At 35.3% G+C, this 20625-nt stretch carries 22 protein-coding genes and 1 pseudogene; 20 read left to right on the top strand and 3 right to left on the bottom strand.

Going from position 1 to position 20625, the window contains the following annotated elements; all coding sequences use genetic code 11:
* Entirely contained in the window at positions 1–702 is a 702-nt protein-coding gene (locus FG384_RS01650; protein WP_166462348.1) for an ABC transporter ATP-binding protein, read from the top strand.
* Complete coding sequence (locus FG384_RS01645; protein WP_142640811.1) at positions 692–2293, top strand: hypothetical protein; 1602 nt, start codon at positions 692–694, stop codon at positions 2291–2293. Before FG384_RS01650 ends, FG384_RS01645 begins: the two co-directional genes overlap by 11 nt.
* Positions 2294–2355: 62 nt before the next feature.
* Here the strand turns inward: FG384_RS01645 and FG384_RS01640 are convergent, their stop codons facing one another.
* Complete coding sequence (locus tag FG384_RS01640) at positions 2356–3012, bottom strand: nucleoside/nucleotide kinase family protein (RefSeq protein ID WP_142640810.1); 657 nt, start codon at positions 3010–3012, stop codon at positions 2356–2358.
* A gap of 171 nt (positions 3013–3183) precedes the next feature.
* Between FG384_RS01640 and FG384_RS01635 the strand changes: the two genes are divergently transcribed.
* The 9 genes from FG384_RS01635 to FG384_RS01595 all read left to right on the top strand — a co-directional run bounded on the left by FG384_RS01635 (position 3184) and on the right by FG384_RS01595 (position 11057).
* Positions 3184–3744 (top strand): isochorismatase family protein, encoded by a 561-nt coding sequence (locus tag FG384_RS01635; protein WP_142640809.1) that lies wholly within the window; start codon positions 3184–3186, stop codon positions 3742–3744.
* Positions 3745–3837: 93 nt separating this feature from the next.
* A complete protein-coding gene (locus FG384_RS01630) occupies positions 3838–4656 on the top strand; it encodes an RNA polymerase sigma factor (RefSeq protein ID WP_142640808.1) in 819 nt (272 codons plus the stop codon).
* A 14-nt stretch (positions 4657–4670) separates the two neighbouring features.
* Positions 4671–5246: an ATP-dependent Clp endopeptidase proteolytic subunit ClpP gene (gene clpP, locus FG384_RS01625; RefSeq protein ID WP_142640807.1), complete on the top strand. Its 576-nt coding sequence runs from the start codon at positions 4671–4673 to the stop codon at positions 5244–5246.
* A gap of 882 nt (positions 5247–6128) precedes the next feature.
* Positions 6129–6644, top strand: a complete 516-nt coding sequence (locus FG384_RS01620) for a GNAT family N-acetyltransferase (protein WP_142640806.1) — start codon at positions 6129–6131, stop codon at positions 6642–6644.
* Positions 6645–6764: 120 nt separating this feature from the next.
* Positions 6765–7817, top strand: a complete 1053-nt coding sequence (locus FG384_RS01615; protein ID WP_142640805.1) for a serine hydrolase domain-containing protein — start codon at positions 6765–6767, stop codon at positions 7815–7817.
* A gap of 122 nt (positions 7818–7939) precedes the next feature.
* The gene (locus tag FG384_RS01610; RefSeq protein WP_142640804.1) at positions 7940–8617 is read left to right on the top strand and encodes a hypothetical protein; all 678 of its coding nucleotides are present in this window, start codon (positions 7940–7942) and stop codon (positions 8615–8617) included.
* A gap of 403 nt (positions 8618–9020) precedes the next feature.
* Complete coding sequence (locus FG384_RS01605; RefSeq protein WP_142640803.1) at positions 9021–9251, top strand: hypothetical protein; 231 nt, start codon at positions 9021–9023, stop codon at positions 9249–9251.
* A 20-nt stretch (positions 9252–9271) separates the two neighbouring features.
* A complete protein-coding gene (locus tag FG384_RS01600) occupies positions 9272–10039 on the top strand; it encodes a hypothetical protein (RefSeq protein WP_142640802.1) in 768 nt (255 codons plus the stop codon).
* 73 nt (positions 10040–10112) lie between these two features.
* Positions 10113–11057, top strand: a complete 945-nt coding sequence (locus FG384_RS01595; RefSeq protein WP_142640801.1) for a hypothetical protein — start codon at positions 10113–10115, stop codon at positions 11055–11057.
* A gap of 63 nt (positions 11058–11120) precedes the next feature.
* On the opposite strand, the gene FG384_RS01590 is transcribed toward FG384_RS01595, so the two are convergent.
* Positions 11121–11519 carry a VOC family protein gene (locus FG384_RS01590; protein WP_142640980.1) on the bottom strand — a complete coding sequence of 133 codons (399 nt, stop codon included), beginning with the start codon at positions 11517–11519 and terminating at the stop codon, positions 11121–11123.
* Positions 11520–11894: 375 nt separating this feature from the next.
* Here FG384_RS01590 and FG384_RS01585 point away from each other — a divergent pair, with 375 nt between their 5' ends.
* The 5 genes and pseudogenes from FG384_RS01585 to FG384_RS19670 all read left to right on the top strand — a co-directional run bounded on the left by FG384_RS01585 (position 11895) and on the right by FG384_RS19670 (position 15563).
* Positions 11895–12932, top strand: a complete 1038-nt coding sequence (locus FG384_RS01585; RefSeq protein ID WP_142640800.1) for a F0F1 ATP synthase subunit beta — start codon at positions 11895–11897, stop codon at positions 12930–12932.
* Positions 12933–13396: 464 nt separating this feature from the next.
* A pseudogene (locus FG384_RS01575) lies at positions 13397–14002 on the top strand (group II intron maturase-specific domain-containing protein); the annotation flags it as partial.
* 648 nt (positions 14003–14650) lie between these two features.
* Positions 14651–14827 carry a hypothetical protein gene (locus FG384_RS19675; RefSeq protein WP_166462347.1) on the top strand — a complete coding sequence of 59 codons (177 nt, stop codon included), beginning with the start codon at positions 14651–14653 and terminating at the stop codon, positions 14825–14827.
* A gap of 30 nt (positions 14828–14857) precedes the next feature.
* Complete coding sequence (locus FG384_RS01570) at positions 14858–15316, top strand: DUF2512 family protein (protein WP_142640797.1); 459 nt, start codon at positions 14858–14860, stop codon at positions 15314–15316.
* Positions 15317–15404: 88 nt separating this feature from the next.
* On the top strand, positions 15405–15563 hold the full coding sequence (locus tag FG384_RS19670) for a hypothetical protein (protein WP_166462346.1): 159 nt from the start codon (positions 15405–15407) through the stop codon (positions 15561–15563).
* A gap of 180 nt (positions 15564–15743) precedes the next feature.
* Here the strand turns inward: FG384_RS19670 and FG384_RS01565 are convergent, their stop codons facing one another.
* Positions 15744–16736 carry an ABC transporter substrate-binding protein gene (locus FG384_RS01565; RefSeq protein ID WP_142640796.1) on the bottom strand — a complete coding sequence of 331 codons (993 nt, stop codon included), beginning with the start codon at positions 16734–16736 and terminating at the stop codon, positions 15744–15746.
* A 187-nt stretch (positions 16737–16923) separates the two neighbouring features.
* Here FG384_RS01565 and FG384_RS01560 point away from each other — a divergent pair, with 187 nt between their 5' ends.
* Genes FG384_RS01560 through FG384_RS01545 form a run of 4 tightly spaced genes read left to right on the top strand, consistent with a single transcriptional unit; the run spans position 16924 to position 20566 of the window.
* Positions 16924–17928, top strand: coding sequence for a FecCD family ABC transporter permease (locus FG384_RS01560; protein WP_142640795.1), 1005 nt, complete (start codon positions 16924–16926; stop codon positions 17926–17928).
* Positions 17925–18980, top strand: a complete 1056-nt coding sequence (locus FG384_RS01555; RefSeq protein ID WP_142640794.1) for a FecCD family ABC transporter permease — start codon at positions 17925–17927, stop codon at positions 18978–18980. Before FG384_RS01560 ends, FG384_RS01555 begins: the two co-directional genes overlap by 4 nt.
* A 38-nt stretch (positions 18981–19018) precedes the next feature.
* Positions 19019–19831 (top strand): ABC transporter ATP-binding protein, encoded by an 813-nt coding sequence (locus FG384_RS01550; RefSeq protein WP_205961725.1) that lies wholly within the window; start codon positions 19019–19021, stop codon positions 19829–19831.
* The gene (locus FG384_RS01545; RefSeq protein WP_142640792.1) at positions 19832–20566 is read left to right on the top strand and encodes an IucA/IucC family C-terminal-domain containing protein; all 735 of its coding nucleotides are present in this window, start codon (positions 19832–19834) and stop codon (positions 20564–20566) included. It abuts the gene before it with no gap.
* Positions 20567–20625 lie beyond the last annotated feature (59 nt).

Below are 20625 nucleotides of genomic sequence, written 5' to 3'. Positions count from 1 at the left end.
TTGTTAACCATTAAGAACTTGAAAAAACGGTATGGTAGCAAAGAGATTTTACAAGGTGTTGAACTACATATTGAAAAAGGTGAAATACTCGGGTTTGTAGGATCGAACGGTGCAGGTAAGACTACTACCTTAAACAGCATTACAGGGATTTTAGAACCTGATGAGGGAATGATCACTATTAATGGCATTTCTAAATTAGAAAAACTTACATATAAAAAACAGTTCTTCTATATTCCCGATACGATTAATGTGTTTAAAAACATTTCTGGGTATGATTGGATTCATTTCGTCATGAAATTATACGATAATAAGCAAACGGGAAAGCTAAATGAGTTTGTTAGAAATTTTGACATGGAAGAAGCAATTCATAATCCGATGGGATCGTATTCTTATGGAATGATGCATAAGATGTCACTTATTGCAGCTTTCACAATTAATCCGCCTATTATTATTATGGATGAACCGTTAAATGGCTTGGACCCTACGGCAGTATTAATGTTTAAACGACTTTTAAAGACGTATGTAGAAGAAGGGGGCACTGTCTTTTTCTCTACCCATTTACTTGATGTAGCTGAAAAAATTTGTAGTACTGTGGCGATCTTAAAAGATGGAAAGATTGTTTTACATGAAGATATTAATAATGTAATTGGTGAGCACACACTGGAAGCAATCTTTATGGAGAAACAAGCCAATGAAGCATAAATTCCCACTTACAACTTTTTTTATTTCCTCTTTTTATTCAAGGCCAAAACAAACGATGCTTCAGGTTGTTCTAATTATCGCCTTTTTCTATCTATACCTACAGTTGACAGCAGTGAATGTGGCTATTTATTTTTTAGGTGATATACAAGAATACATGTTATACAATCTGGTCATTTCGAACATTCTAGTTTTCTCTCTTGTTGCATATTTGTCGATTTCAACTGTTTTTCACTATCACGAATTCAATATGATGGCACCTCTTCCGATTGAACCAGAGCGAATCGTTGCGTCCAAAGTTTGTAGCAGCTTGATTGTTCCTGTCTGTATATCGATTGTTATACAAATTCCAACTCTGCTATTCATCATTATCTCAATGGAATTCGTTGAAGCAGTAAAGCTAATATTATTTATACCTATATCCAATGTGTTTACTTCACTGCTCTTAATGTCTATCCTGTCAGTGATCAGTCATTTCCGCCATCTTTTTATCAGCAATGTTATGTACTTGATTACCAATATCTTAGTAGTATTTATGATAGTGGTAGCCTTTTCATTGTTTATTAAACATAACCTAAGAGGGGGCTTTGGCCTCGTTTTTTCAGAACTCGGTCTTTCAAATGTGTCTGAATTGAAAGGGTCAATCTCTATTTTGTTGAATTTAATATATGAAATAAGTTTACATCTCCCGCTCATTAGTACAGTTGTAGGCGAGTTTACATCTGGAAGTCTGTCCTGGATGTTTTTCTTCCTCATTAGTTTATTCATTATTATAAGTTCACTACTTTTTTTCATGATAACAAAAAACATTTCTATGAATTATTTTAAAAATGGTCATCTCGAAATAAGTCAAACCAGTAGGAAAAAGTCTAGAATGTACAATATGAAAAGCGAATGGGGATATTATTTGCAACGAGAGTTATGGGTTATTCAGTCGGAAGCTTATTTTAAAATGCAAATCGTTCTTGGTCTCTTATTTCCACCTGTGATTTCATTAATTTTATTAATAACCCTTCAAAAAGATTGGCTTTTTTTAGATACGGAATCAGTGTATTTTGAGAAGTACTTTGCCTATACACTTTTGTTAATGAGTTGTATGAATAATATTAGTGGTACGCCGTATTCGAGAGAAGGAAAGTATTCTTACTTGAGTCTCTACCTTCCGTTTAATGAGAGAAAAATTTATTTTTCAAAAGTGATCGTTGCTTCTGCAACGAGTATAATTGCGGTCATTACAAGTTTTCTTGTGTATTCTATGTTTGGATACATGAATGTGGATTCTTTCATGATGATGTTGATTGTGTTATTCCTTGTTACTTGTTATAACTTGCTCGCTCCTATTTATGATATGAAAAACCCTAGTACAGAATGGGGAAATCCATCTGAGGCTGTCAAATCTAATCCGAATGTTCTAATTAGCCTTTGTTATGGGATTCCAGTCATAATTTTGATAGTGCTAATTCACTTTGTCGTCCTACTGTTAGGTATTTCATCTTTTTGGTCGACAGTATTGATATTGATGATAGCGGTATTTTGTACTTTTGGTTTGCTTAAATGGCTCTCAAAAAGCTATTTTCAGCCAAAGAGTGCTTAGTTTAAGAAGTGTTTCTGTTTTCTTTACTGAAAACAGAAACTGCAAATATTTTGTGTATTAGATTAGCTAAACTCAGGATTCTTCAAATTATTATTAATAACTACGACATCCGCATGAAGCTCCGGTACGTGTTGCTCCAAATAAAGTTTGGAAGCAGCATGATATCTATTGGTGAACATGTCTTCTGCTTTTTCATAACTACCGAAAGCTTGCTCTTCTCTTTTCGCTCCCCTTTTTCTAGCTATCTCAAAATCGGTTTTAACGAATATTTTAAAATCATATAGGTCTATTAAATTCTTTTTAAATAAAAAAGTTCCATCCACAATTAAAATCATATCCTTCGATGCGATTTGCAACTCAGGATGAACGAATTCATCCTTTTCTAAATCTAGAGAGATCGTTTGATATTGCAGGTCCCCTTCAGGTCCTAAGGGAATTAAGAGTTTTTCTTTGAATGAATCATAATCGTGCGCATCCTCATAGTAACCAATAGCCGATTCTTTGCCTTGGCGATATCGAATAATCTTGGGATGATGGAAATTATCAATACTAGTTCTAATTACACTTTTGTTCTTATTTTGAAGTTCCTTAGCTAGCTCATTAGCTAGGGTAGTTTTTCCGGAAGCTGTAATTCCACTTATCCCAACTCTAATAGGGTGATCTATTTTTAGTTGCGATATTCTAATCGCTAATGTAGAAACAAGTTCATTTCTTAACATAATTAACTCCTCTCTAATATTATATTATTCTAAAAATTCTACAAAAAACCTTCTTCACCTTCTAGAGATATGGTATTTTTAATTATAAAGGAGGCGGTTTTTATGACAATCAAAATGAACAAGGTGCTTAAGCAGAGGAATTTAGTTTCATAATGAAAAGGAGTGTTTTTAGTGAAACAGGCTTTATTAATCATTGATGCTCAACAGGAATTGATAGAAGGAAATCAAAATGAGAAAAGTGTTTTTAAGAAAGAAGCATTAGTTGCTAATATTAACCTTGTCATCGAACAAGCTTTAGAATCAAATGCTTTAGTACTCTTTGTAAGAGATATCGATGTTGCTGAAGGAAAAGGTGAAGGCTTTCAAATACATCGAGATATCACAATCCCACCTACTTTCGAAATTTTTGATAAAGCAGCAACGAATTCGTTTTATGGAACAGCATTGAAAAGTTTCTTAGAAGAAAATGAAATTAAGCATGTGGTCGTAATGGGATGTAAAACTGAACATTGCATCGACACAGCTGTAAGAACTGCAACAGTGAATCATTTGGATGTCACATTAGTGGGAGATGGACACTCCACAACTGATAGCTCCATTTTAACTGCTGAACAAATTATCAATCATCATAATAAAATACTGCATGGTCATTATAATGTTGATCATTTTTCAATGGTAAGAGATGCGAAAGAGGACTTGTTTAAACCAACACACGATACGTATAGAGAGTAAAATAGAAATTACATTTATTTTTCCTTACCCGTACCTTTTCAATTAATTTTTTCGTTTATATAAGTGAAAGACAAATTTGGAGGAGGGGAAAACATGCGGCCGCTTGTTGAAAAAACTCCCATTGAAATAACTGAAGAATTTGAGATGGCTATTATGCCTTATATGCACGATTTGAGAAAGTATTGCTTTTCCCTAACGAGAACTAAGTGGGATGGAGAAGATTTAATGCAGGAGACCTTAGTAAAGGCTTATGAAAGCTGGATGAAAATCCCTAAGCAAATGGCTAAGGCATATTTGTTTCGCATTGCTTCTAATACATGGATTGATAAACATCGTAAACGAAAAATAGAGGAAGACATGAATCAAGATTTATCTCAAATTACACAAGAAAATGCACATACATTGGAGGCATTTTTTCCGACAATTATGGTATTACTAAACGAACTGTCAGCCAAACAACGAGCGGTAGTTTTATTCGTATTAGGATTCGATTACACAATAAAAGAAACCGCAAGCTTGCTTTCTGATAGTGAAGGATCTATCAAAGCAGCCCTTCATCGTGCACGAAAAAAGTTAAAACAAGTTAACATTCATGACTACTCATATGACCTGGATGAAGAAAACTTATTTCCATATGTAACTGCTTTAAGTAATGAAAATTCAGAAGCTGTCTTACGACTTTATCAAAAGGAAATGCAAGAACCTTCTATGCATGCTAGAAGCAATCAGAACATTATCCATTCATCCCCAATAGTTCATTCTTTTGTGGGCGGCATTACTCCTTATGTGCTAATCTCAATTCCAAAGAAAAATGGTGGAGTCCTATTCATTCCATTTTATCAATTAGAGTTATCAGCATTATTATCGCAGATAGCTTGGTTGAAACAAAAGGAATTTTCAGCTGTAGCATAGAAAGGAGATTTTAAATGTCTAATCTTATTCCGTATGTGGTGGAGCAAACAAAATTTGGTGAACGTTCCTATGATATTTATTCAAGATTGTTGAAAGATCGGATTATTTTCCTTGGTTCAGAAATTAATGATGTAGTTGCGAACAATATTGTAGCGCAAATGTTGTTTTTAGAGGCGGAGGATCCGGAGAAAGATATTTCTCTATATATTAATAGCCCTGGCGGATCAGTTAGTGCGGGATTTGCTATATATGATACAATGCAAATCATTAAGCCTGATGTACGCACAATCTGTACAGGATTGGCAGCATCTTTTGGAGCGACGATACTCGTTGCAGGTACAAAAGGAAAACGCTTTGCACTGCCGAATAGTGAAATTATGATCCATCAGCCGCTCGGAGGGGCACAAGGGCAAGCAAGTGATATCGAAATTAGTGCTAGACGTATAATGCTAATGAAAGAACGAATAAACCGAATCTTTTCAGATCGTACGGGTCAGTCGATCGATAAAATTGCAAAAGACTCCGATCGTGATTATTTCATGACAGCAGAAGAAGCAATGAGCTATGGGATAATTGATCAAATTGTTTAATAAGAACTCCTCATCTAATTGGATGAGGAGTTTTTTTAAAAAGAAAGTTTATAAAAACAATAAGCAATTTGTTTTCCAAAACTTAAACTCTCGCTTTCCATGGGGCGAGCGTCATGCAACCGTTGCCATGGGATGTGGCAAACTTAGATTGGAGGCGCCATTAGCCTTCCTCTAACTCACTGAGGACGTTGGAAAAGTACATATAATCAGCTTTTCTAGAAGGAGTTGTAAAAAAACAATAGATAAGAAAATCGTCGAAATGGCTCCCTTTCCGCGGGCGTTGCCTCAGCCTCCTCGCTTCGCTGTGGGGTCTTCGACTAACGCTTATCCCGCAGGAGTGTCGCCTTTTTCAACGATTTTCTAGAAAAGAATAAAGGGTGCTCTTCGCTTCTCCATTTAGAGATACTGCTTCTTTTCTTTTATCAACATGCCATTTCTAGAAATGGATAGTGCTTTAATAGAGCATACATCAAGTTGTTTGGAGAAGCGTCCGCTCGATTCCTACAGGAAAAGCTAGACAGCCTAGACCATGCGGTAAATTATATCCTTGTGCCCTGCTTTAAGAGTTTGAAAGTACTTTTTCTTTAATTAGTCTAAAGGAAAAGCAATCTGACCCCAACCGTTTCAAGCGAGCGATGGACAAACGACAGCCATAGGATTACAAAAAAGAGGGACAGGAGGTGGCTGGTCACTTCCCGTCCTTCTTAAAACTTATTCGGTAATGATATAGTCGACGTACTGTCCAAAAGCATGCTAGAAACAATGAAGACTAGATGCACTTAAAGGGCTGCCTGCGTTTTTCGTAACTAAAAAAAAGGAAGAAACAAACGTCTTGTCGAATCTGTTTTGTAGATAGAAACACATTAAATTGAGGTGATTGCGATGGTTAATGAAATGAAAATGGAACAATTAATATCTACTGAAGAACATATGGAAGAGTTATCAGAGCTTCTAATTCAGGTAGTAGAAGATGGAGCATCGATTGGCTTTTTACCACCAATGAAACTGTCAGATGCTATGACCTATTGGGAAGAAGTATTAAATCCAGGAGTATTACTATTTGTTGCTAAAAGAAACAATAGAATCGTTGGAAGTGTTCAGCTACATTTATGTACAAAGCAAAATGGTGTTCATAGAGCTGAGATTGCTAAGCTAATGACACATCCTAATTATCGACGAAACGGAATAGGTCGTTTTTTAATGGAAAAAGCCGAAGAGAGGGCTATTAAAGAGGAAAGATCCTTATTAATACTCGATACAAGAGAAGGAGATCCTTCTAATCTTCTTTACACTTCATTAGGTTATATTCAAGCAGGAATGATTCCTAACTATGCTAAATCGGAATTTGGTGAATTACAAGCAACTATTATTTATTACAAGACATTAGTAAAACGGTAATAGCGATTCATGTCCAGCCACTAAGTTGGAAGTTGGCTGGAATTTTATATAGGTAGGTGCCTATCCTTACAAGTGCTTTGAGGGATTAAAAACGTATACAACTAGGGGGCTTTAACTCATATGAAACTTAAAAGTATAAATATTGATGAACGTATGCAGCATTATAATGTTCAAGGTATGAGTATGGCACTTATCAATCAAGGTGAGATCAGGTTGGCTGAGTTTGGGGTTCTTGAGAATGGTACTAATAGGAAAGTAAACGAGGACTCCCTTTTTAATGCTTGTTCGATAAGTAAGTTTGTCACGACAATGCTCGTATTAAAGCTAGTTGAACAAGGGATTCTAGATTTAGATGAGGATGTAAATAATAGATTGAAATCATGGAAGGTTCCTGAATGTCCCTTCACTCAGATTAAAAGAGTGACTTTACGAACACTTCTTAGTCATCAATCGGGTTTCATGGACCCAAAAGGGAGTTTTGAAGTATTGGATCCCACCGATAGTATTCCTACAATGGTTGACCTATTAGAAGGTAATACTGTTTATTGCCCAGAACCTATTAAAGTTAAATATGAACCTGAAAGCGACTTTCAATATTCAGACGTAGGATTTTGTGTAATCGAGCAATTGTTAGAGGACGTTTTAGAAAAGCCTTTTAAAATGATTATGCAGGAGCAGATATTTGAACCGCTAAATATGAAAAGTAGCACGTTAGATTGTTTAATACCAGAGGATAGAAAAAATTATTATAGTAGTGGACATAATAAAGAAGGTAAATTAGTAGATAGAAATTTTCCGATATATCCATATTCAGCGGCTGCTGGACTTTGGACAACACCAAAAGATTTATCTATTCTAGTAAATGAATTGATAGAGTCTTTAAAGGGTAATGGAAAACTCGGTATTTCTGAAAGTAAGATTAAGGATATGATCTCTCCTCAAGGTAGTTTTAAATGGACTGGTTTAGGAATTTTTCTAGATAAATCAGGGCAAGAAATTGAAATCTCTTCACTTGGTTGGGGTATAGGATTCCAATGTATGATGGTAGCCTATCCGTTGCTAGAAACAGCGGTTATTATCATGATAAATACAGATGTAGGAGTACATCAAACTAGTAGTATCATTGGAGAGATATTCAAATCAGTTGAGTCACAATTACTTTCGATTAATTAAAATATTGCATGAATACTGATCAAAGGAAGGGTAAGGTAACAATAAAATACTCTTACTTTGATCTTTATTTTGATAAAAAAATGTACATAACACGGAAGAGATTATAGAGAGTGGGGATTGAATTGATATCAAAGCAAGCATTAGCAGTGAAGAACAATGCAGAATGGTGTGAAATAATAAGTCTACTTCATAGATGTCAGACTAGGGTGGAAAACAATTTATGGGGTTTAGATAAAAAAGCTCCCACATATTATCCGGATGTTATTACATTAAATAATGATGTTACTAACTATGAACTCTTGAATTTTATCAAAGGCACACAAGCAGAATTTATTAAAGATAGTTATGCATCTTTGAAATTAGATGAAGAAAAGTTCAAAGCTTTATTTGAAGCTAGTTGGATTTACTATGACAATAGTAAAATCGTAAGTTCCAGTAAAAATTCTTATAGAAAAATTCAGTCAATCGAGGAACTGCTGAACTGGAATACTGCAGCAGAGTTAGATGGAATTATACAGCCAGATATATTATCTAACACCTGCGTCTCTATATATGCAAATGAAGGAGAAGTAATCACTGCTGGTTTTATAGTAAATATCAGTGGTGACACGATTGGAGTATCGAATGTATTTTCTACTAAAGAAGATAGTGATTCCATTTGGACAGACATTGTAGTAACAATTAATCAAAATCACTTTGCTGATCATATAGTTGGCTATGAATCTAATGAAGCGCTCATAAAGGCATTAAATGCGGACTGGGAAAGAATAGGTAAATTAAAAGTGTGGAAACTTAAATGAGCATATCTAGCAAAAACGCAGCGTAATCAATACGCTGCGTTTTTTTGTTAGTTGAATACCTTAAAGGAGGCAACTATTTTCTGTAGCTCCTCAGCCAAGTACTTCTATATATAAAAATTGGATAATCGCAATAATATTGGACAATATTGGTCATAAATATTGAACATATTGGAATAGATTGAAGAAGGGCAAATAGAAAGGGGAGCAATCTATAAAAAAGATACTTGTAATCTTTATACTCATTACTGTTTTGTTAGGATCTAGTACGATTTATGCAAGTGGTATACCACAAAACTCTCTTTCTAAATGGTATGGACAATCATTCCAAAAGGAGGGGGAGAAAAAAAGAAATATTGTATCCACTGATATTACCGAAACCTTTGGAGAGGCTAGTAGTTTCATAATGGAATCAATCCACAGCTTTGATTCTGCAATAGAAAATTTTGGGGACAATCAGAAAAAAGAAGCACAAGCAAGTATTCAAAGATATCAAAGTGACAAGAGAAGTGAATTAGAACAAACTGTTTCAGACTTACAAAATAATAGCTTCGACAATTATGTTGAAAATGTGAAATTAGATGGCGAAATTGATTCAGAAATTCATAACATCTTAACAGAAGTATTTAGTCATTAAAATTAAAGGGAGATGGAACATTGATAAAAACAGTAAAAGGTAAAATTATTGCAGGAACATTAGTGATAACTTTAGCATCTGGTGCTGGAGTAGCATTTGGAGCTTCAGGTGCTGGAGAAAATTTAAAAGCTTGGTTTGATACACAGTTTAATGGTGCTAAAGCTGATATGGAGAACGAAATAACCGAATATGCAAATGGAAAAAAGGAAGATTTAAAGACTGAATTTAATGAACTGAAAGTAGGCGCTACTACAAAAATTAATAGTAGTGAGGAAACTGCTCGTACAACTGCGAATACTAATATTGATAAGGAACTTAGTCAACACCTTCAATCAATAAATACAAAGAAAGTAGAGATTGAAGGGTATATGAATAAACAATTTGAAGACATTATAGTAGATGCCGAGCAAAGAATTTTTGATGCTGGGACTGAGGCTGCTAGAAAAGCTTCTGAAAATATGGCAAGCCATACAGATGAAGTTGGACAAGCTGCTCAGACAAAATTAAATACAGAACTTACATCAACAACTGACCAAGCTCTTAGTGATTTGCGGACTGCAATTGAAAATGCTAAATCTAGTCTACAAACACAATTAGACAACCAAGCTTCATCTACTACAGATGAAATTAAGAAATTAATAGATACAAGAATCGGAGAAGTTCGAGTTTGGGTAACGATGATGACAAACTTTATGGTACAGGAACAAGAAGAGCTTATCGCGGATAGAGCACAAGAATTAGAAGACGCTGCTAAAACAGCGATGCAAGATTTAGTAGACGGTATTTAATTATCTTTATTAAATTCAAAAAGTAATTTACTGTTCTTGTAATATATAGAAGAACCTCAGTGGAGGAACGTACATGATAAATAGACTCGAGAAATACAAAAAAAAGCACCTGGTCAAAAAAATAACAATCGTTGTTGGAGCTCTATTTTTAAGTATTGGCCTTGGAAGTGGTGTAAAAATTGCTTTAGCAGATCAAGATATTCAAAGTTTAATGACTAGTTGGTTTTATAATAAAAAGCAAGAATCTATTGAAGAAATAGATACGGCTATAGCGTTAGAGAAAGCTGTTCTTATGGGGCAATTAAAGGATCAATTACAAGTAGAAAAGCAAAATGCAGAAGCAAATTTAGAGCAATTTACTCAGAATGAAAAAGCTAATAAGATTGAAGCTTTAAGAGACTATGCAGACCAATTAAAATTAGAGATGAAAATCGATAACAGTGAACAAGAAGCTGCCATTTTAGCTAATTTAGATGCAATTATAGAACAAGCTAAAGCACAAATGGATGGACAGGCTGCTCAATTACAGCTAGTGCCAGTGCCATTAGTGCCAGTTCAAGAACCTGAAAAAGTTCCAACACCAGGTTCTGAGGAAAAACCTGAGGCTCCGGAAACTGAAAATGAAGCAAAACCCGAACCAGAATCTTCAACCGAAGAAAAAGGTGAATCAACTGTAATCACAGAAACAGTAGAGGGAGATAGTGCACAAAATCTTGTCGAAGTAGACATCTATTCAGTTACTGATTGGTTTAAAATGCCGAATTTACTCAATGTAGAAGTAAAGGAGCTAACTATAACTGATGATGTATTCTCAATAGACAGTACTTTCTCAGATATATTGATGAATCAAAAGGCAAGAGGAATATTAAACAATATTTTAAGAGGTATTGAAGAACACCCACAGTTCCATCAGATTCAATACAAGACAATTGATGAAATGTCTCGAATAGCACCAAACCAGTTCAATGAAAAAGTGATGTTTTTACTTAACAATTCATTAAGCACAATTGTAAAGTAATCAAGACAAATAAAAGTACGAGGCTTATATACCTCGTACTTTTTTTAATACAAGAATGCTTCATTATTGTCCCCAATGTTCTATATTACAGGCACTTAGCTGATTTCCATCAGGATCTTTGAAACCGAAGCCGCCAATGCCTTCTTCATTAATATTCAATGGACCGACTTCCACCTTTTTCTTTTCAAGCCAGTTATAAAAGTCCTTTAACGTGGGAGTGTAAAAATCAATAACACTATGCTCGACATTTGAATGTATATTATTAAAGGACAGTTGCTGGAAGTTCTTCGTTTCTACCAAATAAATAGTTGGCACTCCTTTTTGGTGAAAAGAAAGCATAGCCGCATTCTCCCCTTTAAAATCGGTCTGAACACCTAATACTTCTGTATAAAAACTAATGGAATTATTTAAATTGCTTACCGGAATCTCTATTGTTGCTATACGAGTAACAAAATGTGACATATGCAAACAAAACCTCCTTTAGTATAGTAAAGTATAATTCCGCATAAAGGCTTACTATTCCTTCTTTCTTTTATTAAAGTTTAATAAATTTTTTATAAAGTTTAAGAGGTTATGATGAAAAGTATATATTATTTTTCTTTTTTACTAGACAACATTTTTTCATTGACTAATTTAAGTAATCCAATGGATAAGTGTGCAATAAGTAACTAAATATGAAAGTTTTTATCAGGTTCTTATACAATATTATATTGTGTAAGAACCTGATTATATTTACTAGATACTTTTCAAGAGTAAAAAAAATTACTTTTTAAAGAAATTATCGTTGCGTTAAAGGGAAAAATTAATTACTATAAAAAGTAAGGGAGGAGAATTGTTATGGATTCTATACGACTAAATGTAGCTTTATTAAGAAGAAAGGTTCCAAACCTAACAACAGCGGCAAAATCGATAGGTATTCGGCCAGCAACTGTATCAAATTTATGTACAGGAAAAATTGATTTGGGAAAAGCAGAAGTAAGAACACTAGTAGGTCTTGCAATGTTAGCTAATTGTACGTTGGATGAGTTAATCATAAGAGGGGAGAAATTGAATATGATTGAAACACAAATTAAAACATTGGATTTCTTTGCACCGCTAGTAAAAGGGGGAACAACTGGATTAGTTGCTCGCCCGGGTATGGGGCAAGTAGTTATTCTAGCTGAATTGATGCATCGTTTTAAAAAAGGAGACTACACGACTGTTTTTTTATTACCAGTAGCTGAACACAGTGTGCTGGAGGGGACAACGGAATTAGCAGATTTTGTTACGACAAACATTGAAGATACATTTGCAAAATTGACAGAGTTAGATGGAGATATAATTTTTATAACTGATAAAAGTTACATTGTTACTGGAGAACTTTTAGATCTTCAAGAGAAATTAGCAACAGAAGGAGTTTCTAATATTACGACTATATTACTGGACCTTTCGGGTGAGGTTGTTGATGAGGATATTCCTTATGGTCCTTTAGAAACCGTATGGCAATTAGATGCCGACTTAGCGACACGTCATCAATATCCTGCCGTACATCCAATTTACTCCACATCATCCATTCTAGAAGGTGTAGATGTTGATCAACGTCACTTCAACTTAAGACAACGTGCGCAGAAATTACTTCGTCGATACAGAGAATTACGATCGATCGTAAATGTTCACGGAATTGAAAAAATACCTGATGTTGAATTAGAAGTATATAATCGCGGAGAGCGTTTAGAAGCATATTTTACACAACCATTTTTTGTTGCGGAGGCTTACACAGGGGGAGGAAAAGCGGTAGCTTTGGCACAAACATTGAAAGATGTTGAGTTCATATTAGACGGAAAAGCTGATCAAATGTCAGTAAAGGAATTACAATACCAAGGTAGCTTATCTTAACAATCATAATAGGTGAATGGATTATATCAATTCACTTCATATTGAAGACAAAAGGTTTCGGGAATGTTGGACATTCCTGAAACCTTTTAATGTGCGCCGGCATGCGTATGAACTATAGGGTGCAAGTCCTGAGCCACGAAGGCAGAAGTAGTGGTTAGCCAAGAGCAAGGGTGTCCATGGTGACGTGGAATCTGAAGGAAGCTGGCGGCAAATCTCCGGTCCGAGGAACACGAATCTCATATAAGGCTAGGTCTGTTTGGATGAGCGTGCATTTCAACGCAAAGTCCTTTCTGTCGAAGGATAGGTTTAGTAAATGAGGCGGATAGATGGAGAGAAAGTGCATACGCTTACCCGGGGAGGTCTGATGGAAACGTGAAGTGCCCTTCATAACCTACTTAATGATAAGTAGCTGAACCATCAGAAGTCAGCCGAGGTCATAGTACCAATGGATCTAGAGCTATTGTTATGCGGACGATTGTAATATTTATGTGAAATCTAAACGTTCGGGCGAACGTGTCATGGAAAGTGTCCAAACATTCATTGAAAGAAAACTTCGATTGAAGGTAAATGAAAAGAAATCCGCCGTGGACCGTCCTTGGAAACGTAAATTTTGGGGATTTAGTTATACTTCTAATAAAGAACCAAAGGTTCGTATCGCAAAAGAGAGTTTACAACGAATGAAGAAGAAAATCCGGGAAATCACCTCCAGGAAGAAACCGTATCCAATGGAATATCGCATTGAACAACTAAATCGTTATTTAATTGGTTGGTGTGGTTATTTTGCGTTAGCGGACACGAAATTAATTTTCGGAGAAATAGATGGTTGGATTCGCAGAAGACTTCGTATGTGTCTATGGAAGAATTGGAAGAAACCCAGAACCAAAGTGAGAAATCTCATCCGATTAGGTATTCCAGATGGAAAAGCATTTGAATGGGGAAATACTCGCAAAGGTTATTGGAGAATCTCCAATAGTCCAATATTAAGCAGAGCCCTTAACAACTCCTACTGGAGTAACCAAGGGCTCAAAAGTCTGCAAGCTCGTTATGAAATCTTGCGTTATTCATCTTAATTGAACCGCCGTATACGGAACCGTACGTACGGTGGTGTGAGAGGACGGGAGTTATTCACTCCCTCCTACTCGATTTATAATTCGACGTTGCCAGATGATGTTGTCTAATATTCCAATAAATAAGAAAATCGCTGGAACTGCTCCCTTTCCGCGGGCGTTGCCTCAGCCTCCTCGCTTCGCTCCGGGGTCTTCGACTAACGCTATTCCAGCAGGAGTGTCGCCTTTTTCAACGATTTTCTAGAAATGAAAAAGTATTTATCAAAACAAAGAAGGGTTTTCATTGCCCTTTTTTTAGGACATCATCGCAAACTACTCCTTGATTAAATACATAGAGGAAAAAGCTGCTCGACTCCTGCGGAAAAACGGAGCGTCCGAGACCCCGCACGAGCGTAGCGAGGAGGAGGCTTGGCGATTTGTCCGCGGAAAGCGAGTGGCTTTTTCCGAACTCACTAGTCTCCCTTCCATTATAAGAAAAAAGAATGTATTCATCTAAATCTGGATTTATAGATAATTTCTTCTACAATCGGGCAAAGACAGGTGCTTTTGTTTTTTTTCAGTCCAATAACAAGAAAAGAAATTTAATGCATGATGATTTTTCTATTGGTTAACCTAAGGAGATTAAAAAATGTAATAGGAGATGAGTTAAAGATGGAAAATATCCAACCTAAATTCACGGTTGTTGGTACAAAAATTGAGGAAGTAAAAAAGCAAAATGCAAATTCAGGACTGACTTATAACGAACTAAATGAGTGGTTCGCTAAACAAATTGAAAATGAAAGGAATAACACTACAAGTTATACAAAGCTTAACGAAAAAAATCAATAACAATCCAATATTGAAAGGAGTTAAAAGCTATTGTATTTCAAATCTTTAATCATAAAATTTATCATAATCACTGCTGTTTTATCGGTTATTTTAGGTTGGTATTACGGTATTAACTTTACCAATATTTTAATAATAAGCATCCTATTAACCGCTATTGGTTTTGTGAGCGATATACTTATCTTACCCCGTAGTGGAAATATATTAGCTTTAATAATTGATTTTGTTCTGACAATCGCAGTAATTTGGATAGTGGGATCTTTTATATTTAATCAGCAGATTGCATTGGGGACCGCTTCTACTATATCTGCTTTAGTTCTTATAATAGGTGAGTTATTACTTCATCGCTATATGAGTAAACGAATTTATGATAAGAAAACATCCAATTCTGATGAAAGAATTGATTACTATCAGAGAGCCAGTTTACAAACAGAGTTTGCTGAAGAGGCAGATATAGAAGTAGTTACTAAAAGAGCAAAAGATGAAGGATAAATATTCGAGTAAAATCAAAAAAATTGATGAAGTAAGCATAATATTATCCAAATGGAACAAGATATACAGGTCAAGGAGGTGAACATTCATGGCTAACAACAATAACAGAAATAATAATCAAAATCAAAATCAAAATCAAGCTGAGTTTGGTGAAGGTTTCAATTTTGAAAATCAAAATGAACCAAATCAAAAAGAATCTAATAAAAACAATAATAAAAACAAAAATAAAAACAATAATAAAAAGTAAAACTAAGTTAAAGAAAGCACAGCTCTTCCTAAATTATTAGGTAGGGCTGTATTTTTTTGAGTTAATACGTTGCGCCAAGAGAAATTTTTCAATTAAATAGTATGTTTGACGAGGTGAATCAAACAATTTATAAAGTAAAAAAACCAGGGGTAAACTGAACCCCTGGTTTTTCAAATTTCTTTATTTAGCTTCGAAAATAGCTTCAATTTCATCTAGCATTAAGTTAGCGGCTAAAACTCCGCCAGCTGTATTCCAAACAGCGTCACTAACTTCATGTACATTTCCACTTTTTACAGCATTTAAATTTTTCCAAAGTGGATCACTTGTCCATTCTTTTGCTGTGTCAAGTGCAGCTTGGTCACCTTGTGGTGCATATGTGAAGTAGAATAGAACATCTCCATCCATTTTAGGAATTACTTCTTTACCTACCTCAATTGCAAGATTACCAAGTTTGTTATCTGCTGCGAATAGCTCAGCTTGTGCTGCAGTACGCTTAAATCCTAATTGATCGAAAATTACTCCAGAGAAGGAATCAGTATAGTAAATACGAGATTTTCCTGCCATGAAACGTACCACTGAAATTTCTTGATCGACTTTATCGCCAAGATTTGCTTTAACATCTTCTACGTGTGTATCAAACTCAGCTAAAACTTCATTTCCTTTTTCTTCAAGGTTTAATGCTTTTGCATATAATTTAAAGTTTTCTTTCCAGTCTCCTCTTAAAGTATCAGAGAAAACAGTAGGTGCAATTGCACTTAATTGATCGTATACAGCTTCTAAACGTAATTTGTTTCCGATAATTAAATCAGGTTTTAATGACGCGATTTTTTCTAAATTTACTTCTGATTCAACGCCTACTACTTCAACGTCTTTCATATCATCTTTAATATGATCATACCAAGGATCACCTAACCAAGATTGAACAGCTCCTACAGGTGTTACACCTAATGCAAGAAGTGCTTCTGTACCTTCATTTGTAAGGATAACTACTCTTTCAGGTGTTTTTTCAATAGTAGTTGAACCCATTGCATGTTCAACTGTATAGCTTGTATCTTCTGTTTTATTGCCTGTATCTTCAGCCTTGTCAGCTTTTTCCTCTGTATTTCCACATGCAGCCAATAATAATAAGCTCATAATAGAAATAAGAGTGAATATTAGTTTAAAAGATTTCATCTAAAAAAATGCCTCCTAAGTTCTTGTTAATGATAATCATTTTCAATACTTTTAATATCATAAGACTATCCTATTAACATGTCAATGTTTAATTGAAAATGATTTTCAAACTCATTGACAGTACATATAATGATGGAATAGACTTAAGTGTGTAATTTATAGAAAAGATATTGGAAAGGTTTTTGTTATGTTATTAAAAAATAATGGGCAAAGATTAATTGGTATTTTAATAGCCATTTCTTTATTAATACTTTTAATGTGTGCAAGCATTGTTTACGGATATACTGATACAACGTGGAGAATGGTTTTGGACGCTTTTCAAAATAATAATGGTTCAAATGAACATATAGTAATTGAAACAGTAAGATTACCACGTGCTTTAATTGCAGCTGCAGTAGGAAGCAGTTTGGCTATTTCTGGAGTGCTTATGCAAACTCTTACGAAAAATCCTCTAGCTTCTCCTGGGATTTTCGGTGTAAATGCAGGAGCCGGATTTGCAGTTGTTTTGGCAGTAACTCTATTTTCAGTAGGAAATCTACAAGCTTTTACTTGGATTTCCTTTTTTGGTGCGGCCGTTGCCGCATTAGCTGTTTATACGATTGGCTCTTCAGGTAGAGAAGGACTTACTCCGATGAAATTAACTTTAGCTGGAGCAGCTATTTCAGCTATGTTTGCTTCCTTTACTCAAGGCTTTCTTGTAATAAATGAAGCTGCCTTCGAGCAAGTTTTGTTTTGGTTAGCTGGCTCTGTTGAAGGTAGAAAAATGGAAATTCTAACTACTGTATTACCTTATTTAGTGATTGGTTGGCTTGGATCCCTCGTCATTGCTTCTAAGATGAACGTTTTATCGATGGGAGAAGATGTTGCAAAAGGATTGGGTTTGAATACAGGACTCTTAAAAATAATGGTTGCTATTATTGTTATCCTTTTGGCAGGTGGTTCAGTAGCTATTGCAGGTCCGATTGGTTTTATCGGTATTGTTATTCCACACGTAACGAGATCTATTGTTGGAATTGATCATCGTTGGCTAATACCTTTTTCCGGGATTTTAGGAGGCATACTTTTACTTGCGGCTGATATACTGGCGAGATACATCATTATGCCACAGGAGGTTCCTGTTGGTGTGATGACAGCTATTATTGGAACTCCATTCTTTATTTACATTGCGAGAAGGGGGTTTAATGCACGATGAGTCAATATAAGAATTTTAGAATGTTAAAAGGGAAAGTGTCCTTTCTTTTAGATAAAAAAGCAACGATTGTTTTAATAGCTTTGGTGATAATAGCTGCTGCAATTTTTGTTTTGAGCACTGGAATTGGCGATATGAAGTTAAGCCCATTAACCGTTCTTCAAGTGTTTTTTGGTGGAGGAACAGAAATGGAGACATTAGTCGTTCAGTCCTTTCGACTACCAAGGATTATTGTTGCACTAACAGTCGGGATGGCATTAGCAGTAGCAGGAGGAATACTCCAAGGAATGATTCGGAATCCCCTAGCATCACCTGATATTCTTGGACTCACTGGTGGAGCATCGGTTGCTGTTGTAAGTTTTTTAGCCTTCTTTAGTGATACTAATAATTCTTTAACCGTAAGCATAAAGTGGCTTCCTTTAGCTGCCTTTGCTGGCGCAGGAATTATTGCGATGATTGTGTATTTTCTAGCGTGGAAAAATGGAGTATCACCAATTAGAATCGTTTTAATAGGAATAGGAATTTCAGCTCTTATGCAAGCATTAACGACTCTAATGATGATATTAGGGCCAATTTATAGAGCAAGTCAGGCTAATATTTGGATTACAGGAACAGTGTACGGTTCCAACTGGACCAATGTAGCAATATTAGTGCCGTGGACAGTCATATTTATTGTAATTGCATTGTTCATGGTAAAGAACATAAATATTTTAGAACTTGGCGATGACATTGCGACTGGTGTGGGAGGTCGAATTCAGCGTCATCGATTCTTATTATTATTAATTAGTACAGCACTTGTTGGTGGTTCTGTCGCATTTGCAGGAGGAATTGGGTTTGTAGGTTTAATGGCACCTCATATGGCAAGAAGATTAGTAGGTTCTTCGTTTGGAGCGTTATTACCTGTTTCCGCATTCATTGGTGGTATTTTAGTGATGCTAGCTGATTTAATCGGAAGAACGTTGTTTTCTCCACTTGAAATTCCGGCAGGAGTGTTTACTGCGGGTATAGGAGCACCTTACTTTATTTACTTATTGTTTAAAACTCGGAACGCATAAATAATTTTGTAGCTATTTTGGAAAAAGGAGTGGTGGATATGAAGCAAGCGATTGAGACAAAAGAATTAACCCTTTCATATGGGGATAGTATTATTATCGATGGATTAGATCTTCAAATTCCTAAAGGTGAAATTACGGTGTTTATTGGTGGAAATGGCTGTGGAAAATCTACACTCCTGCGTTCTATCGCTCGGTTGTTAAAACCTAAGATGGGGGCTATCTTGTTAGAAGGAGACGCTATTTCTAAAATGTCTACAAAGGACGTTGCAAAACAAATGTCTATTCTTCCTCAATCACCTGTTGCACCCGAGGGATTGACTGTCCTTCAGTTAGTAAAACAAGGTCGATATCCTCATCAATCTTGGTTAAAGCAATGGACAGAAGAAGATGAAGAAAAAGTAACAAGTGCATTAATAGCTACAGGAATTGAAGATCTAAAAGATCGTCCGGTGGATTCTTTATCGGGGGGCCAACGTCAAAGAGCGTGGATTGCTATGACCTTAGCTCAAGATACGGACATCATATTATTAGATGAGCCAACAACTTATTTAGATATGACGCATCAAATAGAAATTCTAGATTTACTTTATGAGTTGAATGAAAAAGAGCATAGAACGATTGTAATGGTACTGCATGATTTAAATTTAGCATGTCGCTATGCCGATAATATTGTTGCGATTAAAGACAAGAAAATATATGCACAAGGGAAACCAGAGCATATTATCAGTTGCCCTTTAGTGAAGAATGTATTTGGTATGGATTGTCAGATAACAATGGATCCATTGTTTGGTACTCCGTTATGTATTCCATTTGGAAAAGGTAGATGTATTTTAAAGGAAGTAGTGTTGTAATTGGATCTAAAGATAAACAAGTTACGCAAACTACGTCTTACTACGGAAAAAATGCAGTCTACACTTTCTATAGAAGTAAGCAATCTTCTATATGAACAATCTATGAGGAAATATTTAGATACTCTTAGCCATCATATTGAGTCTTCAAATTCTAAAGTTGCTGCGTCCTTATTTGTGAAACGGTATGCTTTTTTATCAGTAATATATTTATATGCGATGACTGCTTGGAACGAAAAACTAAATGTCAATTTCGAAAATATATCCATAGAAACAGATGATAATGAAAAACTATGGCTACCAAATTTCCATTTTCATAGTTTGGAGTCGGAATCTTTACGGATGGATAGAGAGAAATGGCGGACAAATTGTATAGAAACTCTTTTTAAAGGGCATTTATCCCCTATACTGGATCTCCTTTCACAGACGACAAAAGTGTCTAAGTTGATCCTTTGGGAAAATATATCTGTATACATATATTGGTTATATGAAACAGTATTAATGGAAGAAGGTACGCCTTCAGAGGTAACCTTTCGTTCAAAAGAAGATTTTCGATTCATTGTTTATCGAGCTTCAGGTGAAATTTTCGGGGATTACGACGTAAATCCATTAACAAGATTTTATTATGAGGTGCATGAAAACGAAGTTCGGAAAAGAAGTACTTGCTGCTATTCTCATTTAACTAATAGTGATAAGTATTGTGCAACATGTCCTCATATTTGTAAAAGAAAAGCGTGATCTAAAAGTTCAAAGAGGACTTTAAGGTCACGCTTTTTATAATTATGTGGAAGTGGCAG

It is taken from the genome of Psychrobacillus vulpis (assembly GCF_006861825.1).
Lineage (GTDB): Bacteria > Bacillota > Bacilli > Bacillales_A > Planococcaceae > Psychrobacillus > Psychrobacillus vulpis.
This window is presented reverse-complemented; position numbering and strand designations above follow the sequence as displayed.